We start from the raw sequence: 16,913 nt of genomic DNA, 5'->3' as shown, positions 1-16,913 counted from the left end.
CCACTGAGAATGCCATGGAGAACGACGCTGCGCCGTCACCGGATCACCTTCCTCTCTCGACCGGGCGCTGCGCCAAAGAGTATCCCCGTGTGGCGATCCTGATGTGCACCTGCAACGGTGCCGCATACCTCAGGGAGCAACTCGACTCATTTGCCGCACAGACCTTTTCGAACTGGACGCTCTACGTGTCCGATGACGCCTCGACCGACTCGACACGCGACATTCTTGCCGAGTACCGGCGCCGTTGGGGGCATGATCGGCTTAACGTGTTCAGCGGCCCTTGCAGAGGCTTTGCCGAGAATTTCATTTCCCTGGTCCAGCGAGTCGAGCTGAGCGCCGACTACTTCGCGTTCAGCGATCAGGATGATGTCTGGTTCAGCGACAAGCTGATGCGAAGCGTGAACCGCCTTGCGTGCATCAGCGGGCACACCCCTGCGCTCTATTGCTCCCGGACCCGTCTGGTCGATGCCCGGCTACAGGTGATTGGCGTTTCGGCGCTGTTCGCTAAACCGCCTTCCTTCCGTAACGCCCTGGTCCAGAGCCTGGCGGGTGCCAACACGATGCTGATCAATCAGGCTGCTCGCAGTCTGCTTCTGCAACTCCCTAGGCAGACTCCCTTGGTCGCTCACGACTGGCTGACCTACCTGTTGGTGACCGGTTGTGGCGGGCGGGTGATCTATGAGGCTGCGCCAAGCCTTGATTACCGGCAGCATGGTGCCAACCTGATCGGCGCGAACGTAAGCGCTCGTGACCGGATGATGCGTGTCTACAAGACGCTGTCGGGACGCTTCATGCAGTGGAATGATTCGAACCTTTCGATTCTGCACACGTTTGAGCACGTACTGACCGAAGAGAATCGATACGTACTGGCGTGTTTCGAGAGGAGCCGCAGTCAAGGCGTTCTCGGGCGTGTACGAGCGTTTCGCGAGGCGGGCGTTTATCGACAGACACTTCGAGGCAATCTGAGTCTGTTGCTGGCCGTATGCCTGGGGAAGGTGTGAGTTCGTCAGGTCAGCGTCTCAGGGCGGCCGCCAGACACGCAATCACAAACAGAAACTTGTCCCGTGTCCGCCTGCGGCACTGGCCGGCTTTGGGGATCAGCCTGAGAAAGGACAAGCGCTTTGTGCGTGGCGGTTCGAACATCGTGCTGTTGCCAGCCAGACGGCCGATGAGTATCACCTGTTCAGGCCACCAGTTGTTCACGATTCGGCTCAACCTGGCGGTGAACGATGCGAGGCCGGCATTTGCTCCGATCTGGTTGTGCCCGTGCTGCCGGTAATCCAGGCCGGGCACGGGATCGATGAACCATTTGAAATCATGCGTGCGGGCGAAGGCGTAGCAGTACCAGTCATGAAGGTCGACGTGTTGCACAAGATCCCATTGATCGCGCACCGACACCTTCAGCGCGTTTGCCAGGCGACGCGTCGTGACGTAGGTGCAGCCGGGTCCTGCGGCTTCAAACAGATAGTCCCAGCGCACTTGAGGCTGAGCCTTGTCCAGCAGCAGGCGTCGCCCATCCGGCCAGAAGGCGATGACATTGCTGGAGTAGGCGTCCAGGTGCCCTGACTTCAAGGTCGAGACGGCGCGATGAAGCTTGTCCGCGTACCAGACGTCATCCTGATCGGCGAACGCCACGTAGTCGACGTCCGAACAATCCACGTCGCGAATCAGGCGGAAGAAATTGCCGGCTGCGCCCCCGAATGGGCCTGCTGGTGCCAGCAAGGTGGTATTGGCGTGTCGCTGCGTGTAGGCGGCACACCAGGCTTCAGTGCCGTCGCTGGACGCGTCGACACTGATGAAGACGCTGACAGCGACTGCCGCCTGCCTCTGGATGGAGTCGAGCTGTTCTTCCAGCCACGACATGCCGTTGTAGGCGGCCAGCAGCACGGCCACCCTGGGAAGATCTGAACACATAAAAGTCGCAACCCTGCGCTAATGATGTGTAAAGGTCGGCCGTATTAAAACGATCCCAGATCCAGAAGCTTCTGCAGATACTGCCCATAGCCGGTTTTTTTGAGTTTCTCGGCCTGCTCACCCAGTTGCTGAGCGGTGATCCAGCCGTTGGTGTAAGCAATTTCTTCAAGGCAGGCGACTTTCAGCCCCTGACGTTGCTCGATGGTATGCACGAAGTGGCTGGCTTCCAGCAACGACTCGTGTGTACCGGTATCGAGCCAGGCGAAACCCCGTCCCAGCAGTTCCACCGTCAGTTCGCGCTGTTGCAGGTACGCGCTGTTTACATCGGTGATTTCCAGTTCGCCACGCGCCGAAGGCTTGATGCGTTTGGCGATGTCTACCACCTGGTTGTCGTAAAAGTAGAGGCCGGTCACGGCGTAGTTGGACTTGGGCATCGCTGGCTTTTCTTCGATGCTCAGCGCCCGGCCGCTTTCATCGAACTCAATGACACCAAAGCGCTGCGGGTCGGAGACGTGATAGCCGAAGACCGTTGCCCCTGTGGTTCGCTCATTGGCCGAACGCAGGTTGTCGGAGAAATGCTGCCCGTAGAAAATATTGTCGCCCAGAATCAGGCAGCAGGGGTCTTGTCCGATGAATGACTCGCCCAGAATGAACGCCTGTGCCAGTCCGTCGGGGCTGGGCTGCTCGATATAGCTGAGCGTTATGCCGTATTGGCTGCCATCGCCCAACAGCTTGCGGAAACCGGGCAAGTCATCAGGCGTTGAAATAATCAGGATTTCACGCATGCCCGCCAGCATCAGCACTGACAGTGGATAGAAAATCATCGGTTTGTCGTAGATCGGCAGCATCTGTTTGGATACGCCAAGGGTCAGCGGGTGCAAGCGCGTGCCTGATCCGCCAGCCAGGATGATGCCTTTACGATTGATAGACGTCATGGGGTCAGGATTTCCGTAAGCATTCGGGTAACGCCAGTTTGCCAGTCGGGCAAATGCAGCGAAAAATTGTTTCGCAGCTTCTCTGTATTCAGGCGCGAGTTCAGCGGACGCCTTGCCGGTGTCGGGTACTCGGTCGTCGCAATAGGGTTGATGGACTGCACGTTCAGCGTCTGACCCTGGGCGCGGGCAACATCGATGACGTAGCTCGCATACGCGTGCCAGGACACTTCCCCTGCGGGCGCCAGATGATAAACCCCGCACAGTTGCGGTCGTGCGAGTGCCTGCTGCAAAGCTGCTGTCGCTATATCGGCCAGCAGTTCAGCGCCTGTAGGTGCACCAATCTGATCCGCAATGACGCTGAGTGCATCGCGATCCCTGGCCAGTCGTAACATCGTTTTTGCGAAATTATTACCGCGGGCTGCATACACCCAACTGGTACGGAAAATCAGGTGCTTGCAGCCCGACGCGATGATCAACTGCTCGCCTTCGAGCTTGGTCGCGCCGTAGTAATTGACGGGCGACACCGCATCGGTCTCTTTCCAGGACGTGCTTCCCGAGCCGTCAAAGACGTAATCGGTGGAGTAGTGAACCAGCAGGGCATCCAGAGCGCAGGCCTCCTGCGCCATAACCTGGCAGGCGAGGGCGTTGACCCTGTGCGCCAGTTCACGCTCGGTCTCGGCCTTATCGACCGCAGTGTAGGCGGCAGCGTTGACGATGACCTGAGGCTGAACACGACGAATCGTCTCGCGCAGCAGGGTCAGGTCGGCTAAATCACCGGCGAGTTCGCCATACGCGCTTGATACCGTCTGACGATCAAGTGCAATCACTTCGCCCATCACTGCCAGCGAGCGTTGCAGCTCCCAGCCCACCTGACCGTTTTTTCCCAGCAGAAGAATTTTCATGAGTTATCGGCGCGCACTGTGTGGTTCTTGTCGATTCTGGAGCGGCAGCAGGTTGTGTTTGCCCGATCCCGTTTGTCAGTGATGAGGTTAGCATGCAGGCCATGTGCTGACGCTTGCCCGGAAACGCAAAAAGCCCCGATCAACGGGGCTTTTTGGGCTTAAGGCTATGTCGCGGTGCGCAGCGACGTCTTTAGCGGATCAGACGTTAAAACGGAAGTGCAGCACGTCACCGTCCTTGACGATGTAGTCCTTGCCTTCCAGACGCCATTTGCCCGCTTCCTTGGCACCGGCCTCACCCTTGTACTGGATGAAGTCGTCGTAGGCGACGCACTCGGCGCGGATGAAGCCTTTTTCGAAGTCGGTGTGGATCACGCCGGCAGCCTGAGGCGCGGTAGCACCAACGCGCACGGTCCAGGCGCGGACTTCTTCGACGCCTGCGGTGAAGTAGGTCTGCAAGTGCAGCATTTCGTAGCCTGCACGGATCACGCGGTTCAGGCCGGGCTCTTCAAGGCCCAGTGCTTCGAGGAACATATCCTTCTCTTCGCCGTCATCCAGCTCGGCGATTTCTGCTTCGATCTTGTTGCAGACCGGAACCAGCATCGCGCCTTCTTCTTCAGCGATGGCGCGAACCACGTCCAGCAGCGGATTGTCTTCGAAACCGTCTTCAGCGACGTTGGCGATGTACATGACCGGTTTAGTGGTCAGCAGGTGGAAACCACGAATGACGGCTTTCTCGTCATTGCTCATGGACTTCATCAGGCTGCGTGCCGGCTTGCCTTCGGTGAAGTGGCTGATCAGTTGCTCGAGCAGGCCTTTCTGGACCACTGCGTCCTTGTCGCCGCCCTTGGCGTTGCGGGTGACTTTCTGCAGCTGTTTTTCGCAGCTGTCCAGGTCAGCGAAGATCAATTCGAGGTCAATGATCTCGATGTCGCGCTTTGGATCGACGCTGTTGGAGACGTGGATCACGTTGTCGTCTTCGAAGCAGCGCACTACGTGAGCGATAGCGTCGGTTTCGCGAATGTTGGCCAGGAACTTGTTGCCCAGGCCTTCACCCTTCGAAGCGCCTTCCACCAGGCCTGCGATGTCGACGAACTCCATGGTGGTCGGCAGGATGCGCTTCGGGTTAACGATCGCAGCCAGTGCAGCCAGGCGTGGGTCAGGCATCGGTACGATGCCGCTGTTCGGCTCGATGGTGCAGAAGGGGAAGTTCTCGGCCGCGATACCCGATTTGGTCAGGGCGTTGAACAGGGTGGACTTGCCGACGTTAGGCAGGCCGACGATGCCGCAATTGAATCCCATGGTGTTTCCCCTCGAGTGATGTCAGGCCTTCTGGCTGTGCAGGTTTTTCATCGCCCGGTTCCATTCACCGGCGAAGATATCCGGCAGCACGCCGAGGGCAAAGTCGATACTGGCGTCCAGTTTTTCCTGCTCGGCGCGCGGCGCTCGACCCAGGACAAAACCGGACACCTTGCTGGCATCGCCCGGGTGGCCGATGCCAAGCCGCAAGCGATGAAAAGTGTTCTGATTACCCAGTTGCGCGATGATGTCGCGCAGACCGTTATGCCCGCCATGGCCGCCGCCCACTTTGAGTTTGGCAACGCCTAGAGGTAGATCCAGCTCGTCGTGCGCCACCAGTATCGAGTCGACCGGGATGCGATAGAAGCCGGCGAGTGCCGCCACGGCCTGGCCGCTGCGGTTCATGTACGTGGTGGGGATCAGCAGACGAACATCCTGACCCTGATGCGTGAAGCGTCCGGTCAGGCCAAAGAATTTGCGCTCGGGAACGAGGTTGACTCGTTGCGCCGCAGCAATACGCTCAACGAAAAGAGCCCCTGCGTTATGCCGGGTCTGTTCGTATTCAGCGCCTGGATTTCCCAGGCCAACGATCAGTTGTATGGCGGTCACGACAGGGGCTCTTCCTTTGGAGTTGTGGATCAAACCGCTGGCGACAGCGGCAATGCGAACGGAAACTGCTCATTTACCATGATGTAAACTCCGCGATCTCGCCCGTTTTGCCTGCTATCGCTCGCGATGTTTCCAGAGCAACTCCGACGCTACACAGTAATGAAATTACTCTGCTGCGCCTTCTTCTGCTTCGGTGTCTTCAGCAACAACACGTGGTGCGTGAACGTTGGCGATTGCCAGGTCAGTACCGTGTGCCAGTGCTACGAACTCAACGCCTTTAGGAGCTTTCAGCTCGGACAGGTGAACGTTCGAACCGATTTCCAGCGCGCCCAGATCAACTTCGATGAACTCAGGCAGGTCTTTAGGCAGGCAGGTCACTTCCAGTTCAGTGGTAGTGTGCGAGATCTCGCCGCCTTTCTTGACCGGAGCTTCTTCGTTGATGAAGTGGATCGGCACGATAGCGGTCAGTTTCTGACCTGCGATTACGCGCACGAAGTCAGCGTGCATCACGTGGCCTTTGGCCGGGTGACGCTGCAGTGCCTTGATCAGGACGTTCTGCTTCTTGCCAGCAACGTTCAGTTCGATAACGTGGCTGAAAGCAGCTTCGTTTTCGAGCAGTTTTGCAACTTCCTTGGCCAGCATGCTGATGGACTCAGGGGCTTTGTCGCCACCGTAGACAACAGCTGGAACCAGGCTAGCGATACGACGCAGGCGGCGGCTCGCACCTTTCCCCAGGTCGGAACGCTGTTCAGCATTCAGAGTAAAATCGTTCATGTTGTTTCTCCAAAATAACCACATTCACAATGGCGTTTGCGACCAGCGCCAGAGCTATATGGGCAAAAAAGCCCCGCCCTGACCGGATGCCAGGGCGGGGCGCTTTTCGTCGACGAAATGCAGGCTGAGGGAGAACCCTTAGCGGAACATCGCGCTGATCGATTCTTCGTTGCTGATGCGGCGAACCGCTTCGGCGACTACCGGTGCGATATCCAGTTGGCGGATACGGCTACAGGCTTGTGCTGCTGCGGACAACGGGATGGTGTTGGTCACCACCAGTTCGTCCAGCACGGAATTTTCAATGTTTTCGATCGCCCGACCCGACAGCACAGGGTGTGTGCAGTAGGCAAAAACCTTGGCAGCGCCATGCTCTTTCAGGGCCTTGGCCGCATGACACAAAGTGCCGGCGGTATCGACCATGTCGTCGACCAGAATACAGGTACGCCCTTCGACATCACCGATGATATGCATCACTTCAGAGTGATTGGCTTTCTCACGGCGTTTGTCGATGATCCCGAGATCGACGCCCAGGGATTTGGCCACTGCACGTGCACGCACGACACCGCCGATATCCGGGGAAACGATCATCAGATTTTCAAAGCGCTGGTCTTCGATGTCATCCACCAGAACGGGGGAGCCGTAGATGTTATCTACCGGAATATCGAAGAAACCCTGGATCTGGTCAGCATGAAGATCAACCGTGAGAACACGATCGATACCCACCACGGTCAGCATATCGGCAACGACTTTCGCGCTGATAGCAACACGTGCGGAACGCGGACGGCGATCCTGACGGGCATAACCAAAGTAGGGAATCACAGCAGTGATTCGGGACGCTGAGGAGCGGCGGAAGGCATCAGCCATCACGACGAGTTCCATCAGGTTATCGTTTGTCGGTGCGCAGGTCGGCTGAATGATGAAGACGTCTTTACCGCGGACGTTTTCATTAATCTCAGTGCTGATTTCGCCGTCGGAAAACTTTCCAACAGAAACATCACCCAGTGGGATATGCAGCTGACGTACTACACGCCGAGCGAGATCGGGGTTAGCATTCCCCGTAAAGACCATCATCTTGGACACGCGCAGTACCTAGAGGCTGAGGGTAACCTGGATGAGTATAGAAAATGGCAGGGGCGGCTGGATTCGAACCAACGCATGGCAGGATCAAAACCTGCTGCCTTACCGCTTGGCGACGCCCCTGTATTGAATCAATCGAGTGCCTAGCACTCAATTCCTGCTACAGATTTTGAAGCTTGCGATGCAACATCGAGATGTTGCTTCCTTTCGCTACAAACCCTGTAAGGGTCTCTGTAAGAAGGGCCGAGACTTTATCAGCTTCAGCTTTGTTTGGGAAGGCCCCAAACACACAACTTCCAGTTCCGGTTAATTTTGCTTCGGTAAAATTACCTAACAAATTCAAAGCGTTACGTACTTCAGGGTAACGCCTCTCTACAACCGCTTTACAGTCATTTCGACTGTTTCCCTTGGGAACGGGGCGCACTTTAATGGGAGCAGAGTCGCGTGTCAACAACGGATCTGAAAAAATTTCTGCTGTACTTACAGCGACTTGCGGCACAAGCACCAAATACCACGGTTCTTCGGGGTTTACAGGGGTCAGAATTTCTCCGACGCCTTCGGCAAAGGCTGCATGTCCACGCACGAAAACCGGAACATCCGCGCCCAGCGTCAGGCCCAGTGCGGCCAGGCGATCTTCATCCCAGCCAAGATTCCACAAGTGGTTCAGGCCCAGCAGTGTGGTCGCCGCATCAGAGCTTCCGCCGCCGATGCCGCCGCCCATGGGCAGACGCTTTTCCAGCCAGATGTCCATTCCCAGTGTGCAACCCGACTGTGCTTGCAGTGCGCGGGCTGCCTTGACGATCAGGTTGCTGTCATGCGGGACGCCGGGCACTTCGGTCTGCAGACGTATCTCGCCGTCTTCCCGAACCGCAAAGCCCAGTTCGTCCCCGTAATCGAGGAACTGAAAGAGGGTCTGCAGTTCGTGATAGCCGTCGGGACGACGTCCAAGAATGTGCAGCATGAGGTTGAGTTTTGCCGGGGCGGGCAGTACCAGTTGTGGTGTGCGCATGATCACTGCCCCAGTTTGCGAGGCTGCCAGTCCTTGATGACCAGCGTGACATCGAGGTCCTGGCCATGCAGTTTCACGCGCTCGGGCAGCCAGAAGCCATTCTGTTCGACATAACTGAGGTATTCGACCTGCCAGCCATCCTGGTCAAGACTGGCCAGGCGGCTGTCGCCATCCAGCGTGACCTGGCTTTTGCTGTCCGGCGCAGGCAGGCCACGGACCCACCAGACCAGGTGCGATACCGGAAGTCTCCAGCCCAACTGGTCCTGAAGCAGTTCTTCAGGCGTTTTGGCTTCGTAGCGGCCTTGATTCGCCACTTCGAGCGAGACAGCGCCAGGTCTGCCGGTCAGACGTGCCGCGCCGCGTCCCAGAGGGCCGGAAAGGCGAATATCGTAATAATCCTGGCGTTGCAGCCAGAACAACGTGCCACTGCCGGAATCCTTCGGTGCACGAATGCCGACCTTGCCGTTGATCTGCCAGCCGTCGAGGCTGCTCAGTTGTTGTTTGTGTTCGCGCCATTGCGCGGGATCGCCCTTGCCCTGAACCGCTTCGCGGGAGGTGAGGCCGGCGCAGCCGGCGAGCAGGGCGATGAGGCTGAATACAACTACGTGGCGCAAAAACATAACGTCAAAGGGTCTCTGATCCGGTCAAGCGCCGCAGTGTGCTGCGCAGAATAGGGCTATCGGGTTGTTGTTCCAGGGCCTTGCCCCACACTTTTCGGGCTTCGCGCTGTTCACCCTTGGCCCACAATACTTCGCCCAGGTGAGCGGCGACTTCGTGGTCGGGGAAGCGTTCAAGCGCCCTGCGCAGCAAGCGCTCGGCCTCGTCCAGGTTGCCCAGTCGGTAGTTCACCCAGCCGAGGCTGTCGAGAACCGCAGGGTCGTCAGGCGTCAGCGCGAGGGCCTTTTCGATCAGGTCCTTGGCCTCGGCGTAGCGCGTGGTGCGGTCCGAGAGGGTGTAACCCAGCGCGTTGAGCGCCATGGCGTTTTCCGGTTCGCGCTTGATGATCGCCCGCAGGTCTTTCTCCATCTGCGCCAGATCGTTGCGCTTCTCCGCCAGCATGGCACGGGTATAAAGCAGGTTGACGTCGTCCGGGTATTGCTTGAGCGCCTGGCTGAGTACCTGCCAGCCACGATCCGCATGATTGTTGCTGGTCAGGGTTTCTGCTTCGATCAGGTACAACTGGATGGCGTAATCCGGCTGATCGGCACGTGCCTCTGCCAGCCGCCTGGAGGCTTCGGCAGCATTGCCGTTGCTGATCAGAATATCGCTCTGACGCAACTGGGCGGTCAGGAAGTCGGTACCGGGGCCAACCTGAGCGTATTCGTCCAGCGCGCTTTGCGGGTCGTCTTTCTCTTCATGAATGCGGCCCAGGTTCAAGTGCGCCGAGTCAACGTGAGCGCCGCGTTCAATCAGCTCTTCGAGGTAGCCTGCCGCTTCGTCCCAGGCCTTGGCTTCCAGGCAGACCAGTGCCAGCGAAAAGCGCAGTTCATCATCATCGGGGTACTGCTGCACAAGGCTTGAGAACTGCACCTTGGCGTCTTCCATGCGGTTCTGTTCGACCAGCATGCGGGCATAGGTCAGGCGCAGACGCTTGTCGTCCGGGTATTTCTTGATGCTTTTTTCCAGGATAGGCAGCGCTTCCTTGCCACGCCCCATGCTCTGCAGCAGACGGGTGCGCAGGAGGATCGGCGCGACTTCGCCTTCCTTCGGCGGGTTGTCTTCCAGCAGTTTGAGCGATTGTTCGGCGTCGCCATTCTGTTGCAGCAGCAGGGCCTTGCCGAAGATCAACTGGCCATTGTTCGGGTATTTGCCGAGCAACCGGTCAAAACTCTTGAGCAGCCCGTTACGGGTGTCGGAGTCAGTCTCGGCGGCAGACAACGCAAGAAAATCGAAATGTGTGTCGCCCTGGCCCTGCAGGACTTTTTCCATGTACACCATGGAGTCGTCATAGCGTCCCGAGCGCGCCAGCTGAATGGCAGCGGCGCGTTGTGCCTCAAGATTGGTCGGGTCGTTTTTCGCCCAGATCATCGCAGTGTCCAGCGCCGACTGATCGGCACCCAGGTACTCGGCGATACGATAGGCTCGCTCGGAAACGCCCGGGTCCTGAGTCTTGATCGCCTGGGTGACATAGTTGTCCAGCGCAATATCGAAACGATTGCGTTGGCCAGCCAGTTCGGCGCTCAGCAGGCTGACCAGGGTTTCCTGGGTGAACGAGCCATAGACCTGCGGCTTGGTTTCAGGCGCGGGCGGAGCGTCTTTTCGGGCAGGCTCGGGCTGCGGAGACACCGGAGCCATGGACTGACAGCCACCGAGAAAGGCGAGGGCGAGGAACAGCGCGGAGGATCTATTCATATATAAAAAGGGCGGCTTACCTGCGGTTTGGAGCATCATGACACAAGGCTGGTGGCAAACCCACAGCCGTCGGAAAAACTACCGTAATGCTGATTTTAGCGATGTCGCAGGCCTTCTGGCGTGTCCTGCGACGAGCGATTCTAGTGGGACAATAATATGCGGTGGTTGTTCTGAGCTTATCGAAGTAGGACAATTGCCGGCTTCACGTCACCACCAGCGACCCTGAATGGCCTTCCTTGCACTTGGTATCAACCATAAGACCGCCTCGGTCGACGTTCGCGAGCGCGTTGCATTTACGCCGGAACAGTTGGTTGAGGCCCTGCAGCAGCTATGTCGTCTGACCGACAGCCGTGAGGCCGCCATCCTGTCGACGTGCAACCGAAGCGAGCTGTACATCGAGCACGATCAGTTGGCGGCCGACCAGATCCTCGCCTGGCTTGCCGATTATCATCATCTGAGTCTCGATGAGCTGCGCGCCAGCGCCTACGTTCATGAGGACGATGACGCTGTTCGGCACATGATGCGGGTGGCGTCGGGGCTGGACTCGCTGGTGTTGGGCGAACCGCAGATTCTCGGTCAGATGAAATCGGCGTACGCTGTGGCCCGCGAGGCGGGTACCGTCGGTCCGTTGCTCGGTCGTCTGTTTCAGGCCACGTTCAGTGCCGCCAAGCAGGTGCGCACCGACACAGCCATCGGCGAAAACCCCGTATCGGTGGCGTTTGCCGCGGTCAGTCTGGCCAAACAGATCTTCAGTGACCTGCAGCGCAGTCAGGCGTTGCTGATCGGTGCGGGCGAGACCATCACGCTGGTCGCCAGGCACCTGCACGATCTGGGTGTCAAACGTATCGTGGTGGCCAACCGTACGCTGGAGCGTGCGAGTATTCTGGCGGCCGAGTTCGGTGCCCACGCGGTGCTGTTGTCGGATATTCCGGCCGAACTGGTCAACAGCGACATTGTCATCAGCTCCACGGCCAGTCAGTTGCCGATCCTTGGCAAGGGGGCGGTGGAAAGCGCGCTCAAATTGCGCAAGCACAAGCCGATCTTCATGGTGGATATCGCCGTACCCCGGGATATCGAGCCCGAGGTCGGCGAACTGGATGACGTTTATCTGTACAGCGTCGACGACCTGCACGAAGTCGTCGCCGAGAATCTCAAGAGTCGTCAGGGCGCAGCCCTTGCGGCTGAACAACTGGTCAGCGCCGGGGCCGAGGACTTTATGTCCCGTCTGCGCGAGCTGGCAGCGGTTGATGTACTGCGCGCCTACCGTCAGCAGAGCGAGCGGTTGCGGGACGAAGAACTGAGCAAGGCGCAACGGATGCTGGCCAATGGCGGCAATGCCGAAGAAGTGCTGATTCAACTCGCGCGCGGTCTGACCAATAAATTGCTGCACGCGCCAAGCGTTCAGCTCAAGAAGCTGTCTGCCGAAGGCCGCGTCGATGCGCTGGCCATGGCCCAGGAACTTTTTGCCCTCGGTGAGGGCTCGACGGATAAAACCCCGCAATGAAAGCTTCACTGCTCAACAAGCTGGATGTGCTCAGCGACCGCTTCGAGGAACTGACTGCGTTGCTGGGCGACGCAGAAGTCATCAGCGATCAGACCAAATTTCGTGCCTACTCCCGTGAGTACGCCGAGGTAGAGCCGGTGATCGCGCTCTACACTCAGCGCATCAAGCTGGTGTCCGACCTTGAGGGCGCACAGGCGCTGCTCAAGGACAGCGACCCTGACATGCGCGAAATGGCGGTCGAGGAAGTGCGCGAGACCAAGCTGCAGTTGGTCGAGCTGGAGGCGCAGTTGCAGCGCATGTTGCTGCCCAAGGACCCGAACGACGGGCGCAACGTCTTTCTGGAAATTCGTGCCGGCACTGGCGGCGACGAGGCCGCGATTTTCTCCGGTGATCTGTTTCGCATGTATTCGCGTTACGCGGAGCGACGTGGCTGGCGTGTTGAAGTGCTGTCCGAGAACGAAGGCGAGCACGGCGGCTACAAGGAAGTCATTGCCCGTGTCGAAGGCGAGAACGTCTACGGCAAGCTGAAATTCGAGTCCGGTGCTCACCGCGTACAACGTGTGCCCGAGACGGAGTCCCAGGGGCGTATTCATACCTCGGCCTGCACAGTTGCGGTTCTGCCCGAGCCCGATGAGCAGCAGGCCATCGAGATTAATCCGGCCGATCTGCGCGTCGATACCTATCGCTCGTCCGGTGCCGGTGGTCAGCACGTCAACAAGACTGACTCGGCCATCCGCATCACGCACTTGCCGTCAGGTATTGTTGTCGAGTGTCAGGAAGAGCGTTCGCAGCACAAGAACAGAGCCCGGGCGATGTCCTGGCTGTCTGCCAAGCTCAACGATCAGCAGACCAGCGCCGCCGCCAATGCAATCGCCAGTGAGCGCAAACTGCTCGTAGGCTCGGGCGATCGTTCGGAGCGTATTCGTACCTACAATTTCCCTCAGGGGCGAGTGACGGATCACCGTGTGAATTTGACGTTGTATTCACTGGATGAAGTAATGGCCGGTGGAGTCGATGCAGTGATAGAGCCGCTACTCGCTGAATATCATGCTGATCAACTTGCGGCACTGGGTGAGTAAATGACCATCATCGCCAGCTTGTTAAGAAGCGCTGAAATTCCCGATTCTCCGACCGCGCGGCTCGACGCCGAGCTGCTGCTCGCTGCCGCTCTGGGCAAACCTCGCAGCTTTTTGCACACCTGGCCGGAGCGTATTGTCAGCACCGAAGCGGCCCTGGCGTTCGCCGATTACCTGCGGCGCCGACGCACAGGCGAGCCGGTGGCGTACATTCTGGGTCAGCAAGGCTTCTGGAAGCTCGACCTTGAAGTGGCACCGCACACGCTGATCCCGCGTCCGGAAACCGAGATGCTGGTCGAAGCTGCACTGGAGCAGGTGCCTGCCTTTGCGCCAGCCAGGGTGCTGGATCTGGGAACCGGAACCGGGGCCATCGGCCTGGCGCTGGCCAACGACCGTCAGCAGTGGAAAGTGACCGCTGTCGATCGTGTGCCTGAAGCCGTAGCCCTGGCCGAACGCAACCGCCAACGACTGCAGCTGGATAACGCTGAAGTTCTTGAAAGCCACTGGTTCAGTGCGTTGCAAGGGCGGCAATTTGACCTGATCATCAGCAATCCGCCGTACATCGCCGAGGCCGACCCACATCTGTCGGCCGGTGATGTGCGTTTTGAACCGAGCAGTGCGCTGACCGCAGGCGCGGACGGTCTGGACGATTTACGCATGATTATTGGCCAGGCACCGGCCCATTTGAGTCCGGGTGGCTGGTTGTTGCTGGAGCATGGTTATGATCAGGGTGCCGCGGTGCGCGACCTGCTGATCCAGCAGGGTTTCGAACGCATACAGACTCGCCGCGACCTCGGTGAGCACGAGCGCATTACCTTTGGATGCAGGCCGTGCTGAGTGATCAGGAGCTGTTGCGCTATAGCCGTCAGATCCTGCTGCAACACGTGGATATCGAGGGGCAACTGCGTCTCAGGCAGAGTCGTGCGCTGGTGGTCGGCATGGGCGGGCTTGGCTCGCCGGTTGCGCTTTACCTGGCCGCTGCGGGCCTGGGTGAACTGCATCTGGCGGATTTCGACAGCGTCGACCTGACCAATCTGCAACGGCAGATCATCCATGACACGCCGAGTGTGGGCATGGCCAAAGTGGATTCGGCCATCGCCCGCCTGACCGCCATCAACCCCGAAGTGAAACTGGTCGCCCATCGCGAGGCGCTGGACGCCGATTCGTTGAGCGCTGCCGTACAGGCGGTTGATCTGGTGCTGGATTGCTCCGATAACTTTTCCACTCGCGAAGCGGTCAATGCCGCCTGTGTGGCAGCAGGCAAACCCTTGGTCAGCGGCGCGGCCATCCGGCTTGAAGGTCAATTGTCTGTCTTCGATCCGCGTCGTCCTGAAAGCCCTTGTTATCACTGCCTGTATGGACATGGCAGCGAGGCTGAGCTGACCTGTAGCGAAGCGGGCGTCATCGGTCCGTTGGTCGGCCTGGTGGGCAGCCTGCAGGCGCTTGAAGCCTTGAAACTGCTCGCAGGCTTTGGCGAGCCGATGGTTGGCAGGTTGTTGCTGATCGATGCGCTGAGCACCCGTTTTCGAGAGCTGAAGGTCAAGCGCGATCCGGGTTGCCGTGTGTGCGGTGTGGCGAGCGGGCAGGGCGGACATGCCTGAGGTTCACATGAATTACAGCGGCGATGCGCCTGTCGGTGTATTCGATTCCGGCGTAGGCGGGCTGTCGGTGCTGAGCGAAATTCGCCAGTTGCTGCCCCACGAATCGCTGATGTACCTGGCCGACTGCGGTCACATTCCTTATGGCGAGAAAAGCCCGGAATTCATTATCGAGCGTTGCCTGACCATTGCCGGTTTCTTTCGCGAGCAAGGTGCCAAGGCGCTGGTGGTTGCGTGCAATACCGCCACGGCGGCAGGTGTTGCCCATATCCGGCAGCGTTACCCTGACTGGCCTATCGTCGGCATGGAGCCTGCCGTCAAACCCGCAGCGCTGGCGACACGCAACGGTGTGGTGGGCGTGCTGGCCACCACCGGGACATTGCAGAGCGCGCGCTTTGCAGCGTTGCTCGATCTGTTTGCCAGTGATGTGCGTGTGGTGACTCAGCCTTGCCCTGGACTGGTCGAACTGATCGAAACCGGCGATCTGCACAGCCAGCGGATTCGTCAGCTGCTGGAACGTTATGTCGAGCCGCTACTGGCCGCTCGTTGCGACACCATCATCCTGGGGTGCACGCACTATCCCTTCCTCAAGCCGCTTCTGCAGCAAATGCTCCCTGAATCGATCAGCCTGATCGATACCGGCGCAGCCGTGGCGCGCCAACTGCAGCGCCTTCTGACCAATACCGGTCTGCTGTCGTCGGGCCCGGCGCGCGAGACGGTGTATTGGTCCAGTGACGATCCGGACAAATTCAGAAAAATCCTACCTGCCCTATGGAAAAGTTCTGACAATGTGAGAAGCTTCAGTTTGTAAAAAAAACGTGAAAAAGGCGTTTTGGGGCTGAACTTACGCTTCGTTTTTGATTTCTATAAACGCGGCTGATGATTTTCGACACTTTTCATAACTTTATACAATTTAGGACGTTTCTCATGAAGAGACTCTTTTGCCTGGCCGTGTTCTCGGCCATCCTGGCGGGGCAGGCTTCAATGGCACAGGCCGATGGTGTTGAATTCTCGGTGGGGCAAACCGGCGAATCGACCATGACGTATCGTCTCGGCGTGCAGTTCGATTGGGACAAAAGCTGGTTGCAGAGCGATATCGGTCGTCTGACCGGCTACTGGGACGGCGCTTACACGTACTGGGACGGTAAGGATTACAAGGACAACCACAGTCTGTCCTTCTCCCCGGTGCTGGTGTACGAGTTCGCAGGCGACAGCGTGAAGCCGTATGTCGAGGCAGGTATCGGCGTTTCGGTGTTCTCGAACACTCAGGTTGAAGACCACAAGTTCGGCTCGGCCTTCAACTTCGAAGACCGTATTGGCTTCGGTCTGCGCTTTGCGGGCGGTCATGAAGTGGGTATTCGTGCGACTCACTATTCCAACGGCGGCATCAAACAGCCGAACGATGGTATCGAGAGCTACGCACTGCACTACAAGATGCCGTTCTGATTTCAGAATTGATCGTGCCAATGCTTCGCGTTGGCATGCATCGGACAGGGTCTGTTGTCTCGTCAGAAACACCAGACCGTGGAATCGCGACCATTCAGCACGTTATGTCTGAGCATCAAAGATAAGCCGTCGCAATCCCCTTGCGCTCGTTCAGACAATCTTCCGCACCCTCCTCGAACTCCCGACAGATCAAGGGTCGCTTCTCGTAGATCGTACACATCATCGTGTTGCGATCCAGCGCTGCGCACCAGCCGTCGTCCAGACGCAGCATGACTTCGCCACCCCATTCATCGATATCGATGTAGCGCTCAGGCACGCCCGTGTCGGTGATCAGCATCACCTCCAACTGGCAGCAGCACGCCGCGCAGGTGGAACAGGTGACTTGCGTCTCGCTAGCAACGGCGACGACCGGAATCAATGT

At 58.5% G+C, this 16,913-nt stretch carries 18 protein-coding genes and 1 tRNA gene; 7 read left to right on the top strand and 12 right to left on the bottom strand.

The window, feature by feature from the left end:
* The first annotated feature begins 14 nt into the window (after positions 1–14).
* Complete coding sequence (locus H8S56_RS22405; RefSeq protein WP_187519829.1) at positions 15–1,001, top strand: glycosyltransferase family 2 protein; 987 nt, start codon at positions 15–17, stop codon at positions 999–1,001.
* Positions 1,002–1,011: 10 nt separating this feature from the next.
* Here H8S56_RS22405 and H8S56_RS22400 read toward each other — a convergent pair whose 3' ends face one another.
* The 11 genes from H8S56_RS22400 to H8S56_RS22350 form a co-directional block, all read right to left on the bottom strand.
* Positions 1,012–1,914 carry a glycosyltransferase gene (locus H8S56_RS22400; RefSeq protein WP_187519828.1) on the bottom strand — a complete coding sequence of 301 codons (903 nt, stop codon included), beginning with the start codon at positions 1,912–1,914 and terminating at the stop codon, positions 1,012–1,014.
* A gap of 44 nt (positions 1,915–1,958) precedes the next feature.
* A complete protein-coding gene (gene rfbA / locus H8S56_RS22395; RefSeq protein ID WP_024695384.1) occupies positions 1,959–2,849 on the bottom strand; it encodes a glucose-1-phosphate thymidylyltransferase RfbA in 891 nt (296 codons plus the stop codon).
* A complete protein-coding gene (gene rfbD / locus H8S56_RS22390; RefSeq protein WP_187519827.1) occupies positions 2,846–3,751 on the bottom strand; it encodes a dTDP-4-dehydrorhamnose reductase in 906 nt (301 codons plus the stop codon). Before rfbD ends, rfbA begins: the two co-directional genes overlap by 4 nt.
* A 198-nt stretch (positions 3,752–3,949) precedes the next feature.
* The gene (gene ychF / locus H8S56_RS22385) at positions 3,950–5,050 is read right to left on the bottom strand and encodes a redox-regulated ATPase YchF (RefSeq protein WP_024686060.1); all 1,101 of its coding nucleotides are present in this window, start codon (positions 5,048–5,050) and stop codon (positions 3,950–3,952) included.
* Positions 5,051–5,071: 21 nt separating this feature from the next.
* A complete protein-coding gene (pth, locus tag H8S56_RS22380) occupies positions 5,072–5,656 on the bottom strand; it encodes an aminoacyl-tRNA hydrolase (RefSeq protein ID WP_187519826.1) in 585 nt (194 codons plus the stop codon).
* Between the two features lie 165 nt (positions 5,657–5,821).
* Positions 5,822–6,430 (bottom strand): 50S ribosomal protein L25/general stress protein Ctc, encoded by a 609-nt coding sequence (locus H8S56_RS22375; RefSeq protein WP_024686058.1) that lies wholly within the window; start codon positions 6,428–6,430, stop codon positions 5,822–5,824.
* Between the two features lie 138 nt (positions 6,431–6,568).
* A complete protein-coding gene (locus tag H8S56_RS22370; protein WP_002552145.1) occupies positions 6,569–7,510 on the bottom strand; it encodes a ribose-phosphate pyrophosphokinase in 942 nt (313 codons plus the stop codon).
* A gap of 45 nt (positions 7,511–7,555) precedes the next feature.
* Positions 7,556–7,630 (bottom strand) — tRNA-Gln (locus H8S56_RS22365).
* 37 nt (positions 7,631–7,667) lie between these two features.
* On the bottom strand, positions 7,668–8,516 hold the full coding sequence (ispE, locus tag H8S56_RS22360) for a 4-(cytidine 5'-diphospho)-2-C-methyl-D-erythritol kinase (protein ID WP_024686057.1): 849 nt from the start codon (positions 8,514–8,516) through the stop codon (positions 7,668–7,670).
* Positions 8,517–8,518: 2 nt separating this feature from the next.
* Positions 8,519–9,136 (bottom strand): lipoprotein insertase outer membrane protein LolB, encoded by a 618-nt coding sequence (lolB, locus tag H8S56_RS22355; RefSeq protein WP_024686056.1) that lies wholly within the window; start codon positions 9,134–9,136, stop codon positions 8,519–8,521.
* Between the two features lie 4 nt (positions 9,137–9,140).
* Positions 9,141–10,868, bottom strand: coding sequence for a tetratricopeptide repeat protein (locus tag H8S56_RS22350; protein WP_080266009.1), 1,728 nt, complete (start codon positions 10,866–10,868; stop codon positions 9,141–9,143).
* Positions 10,869–11,094: 226 nt separating this feature from the next.
* Between H8S56_RS22350 and hemA the strand changes: the two genes are divergently transcribed.
* From hemA to H8S56_RS22320, 6 genes are all read left to right on the top strand, one after another.
* Positions 11,095–12,372 carry a glutamyl-tRNA reductase gene (gene hemA, locus H8S56_RS22345; RefSeq protein WP_187519825.1) on the top strand — a complete coding sequence of 426 codons (1,278 nt, stop codon included), beginning with the start codon at positions 11,095–11,097 and terminating at the stop codon, positions 12,370–12,372.
* The gene (prfA, locus tag H8S56_RS22340) at positions 12,369–13,451 is read left to right on the top strand and encodes a peptide chain release factor 1 (protein ID WP_187519824.1); all 1,083 of its coding nucleotides are present in this window, start codon (positions 12,369–12,371) and stop codon (positions 13,449–13,451) included. Before hemA ends, prfA begins: the two co-directional genes overlap by 4 nt.
* Entirely contained in the window at positions 13,452–14,285 is an 834-nt protein-coding gene (prmC, locus tag H8S56_RS22335; RefSeq protein ID WP_187519823.1) for a peptide chain release factor N(5)-glutamine methyltransferase, read from the top strand.
* A complete protein-coding gene (locus H8S56_RS22330; RefSeq protein ID WP_187519822.1) occupies positions 14,279–15,049 on the top strand; it encodes a molybdopterin-synthase adenylyltransferase MoeB in 771 nt (256 codons plus the stop codon). Before prmC ends, H8S56_RS22330 begins: the two co-directional genes overlap by 7 nt.
* Complete coding sequence (murI, locus tag H8S56_RS22325) at positions 15,042–15,857, top strand: glutamate racemase (RefSeq protein WP_187519821.1); 816 nt, start codon at positions 15,042–15,044, stop codon at positions 15,855–15,857. The genes H8S56_RS22330 and murI overlap by 8 nt, the downstream gene beginning before the upstream one ends.
* Positions 15,858–15,973: 116 nt before the next feature.
* Positions 15,974–16,492 carry an acyloxyacyl hydrolase gene (locus H8S56_RS22320; protein ID WP_024686049.1) on the top strand — a complete coding sequence of 173 codons (519 nt, stop codon included), beginning with the start codon at positions 15,974–15,976 and terminating at the stop codon, positions 16,490–16,492.
* A 115-nt stretch (positions 16,493–16,607) separates the two neighbouring features.
* Here H8S56_RS22320 and H8S56_RS22315 read toward each other — a convergent pair whose 3' ends face one another.
* Positions 16,608–16,910: a YkgJ family cysteine cluster protein gene (locus H8S56_RS22315; protein WP_235986847.1), complete on the bottom strand. Its 303-nt coding sequence runs from the start codon at positions 16,908–16,910 to the stop codon at positions 16,608–16,610.
* Positions 16,911–16,913: the final 3 nt, after the last annotated feature.

Source organism: Pseudomonas triticifolii, from assembly GCF_014358015.1.
Taxonomy (GTDB): Bacteria; Pseudomonadota; Gammaproteobacteria; order Pseudomonadales; family Pseudomonadaceae; genus Aquipseudomonas; species Aquipseudomonas triticifolii.
The sequence above is the reverse complement of the archived record's forward strand: the minus strand, read 5'-3'. Positions and strand labels throughout refer to the sequence as shown.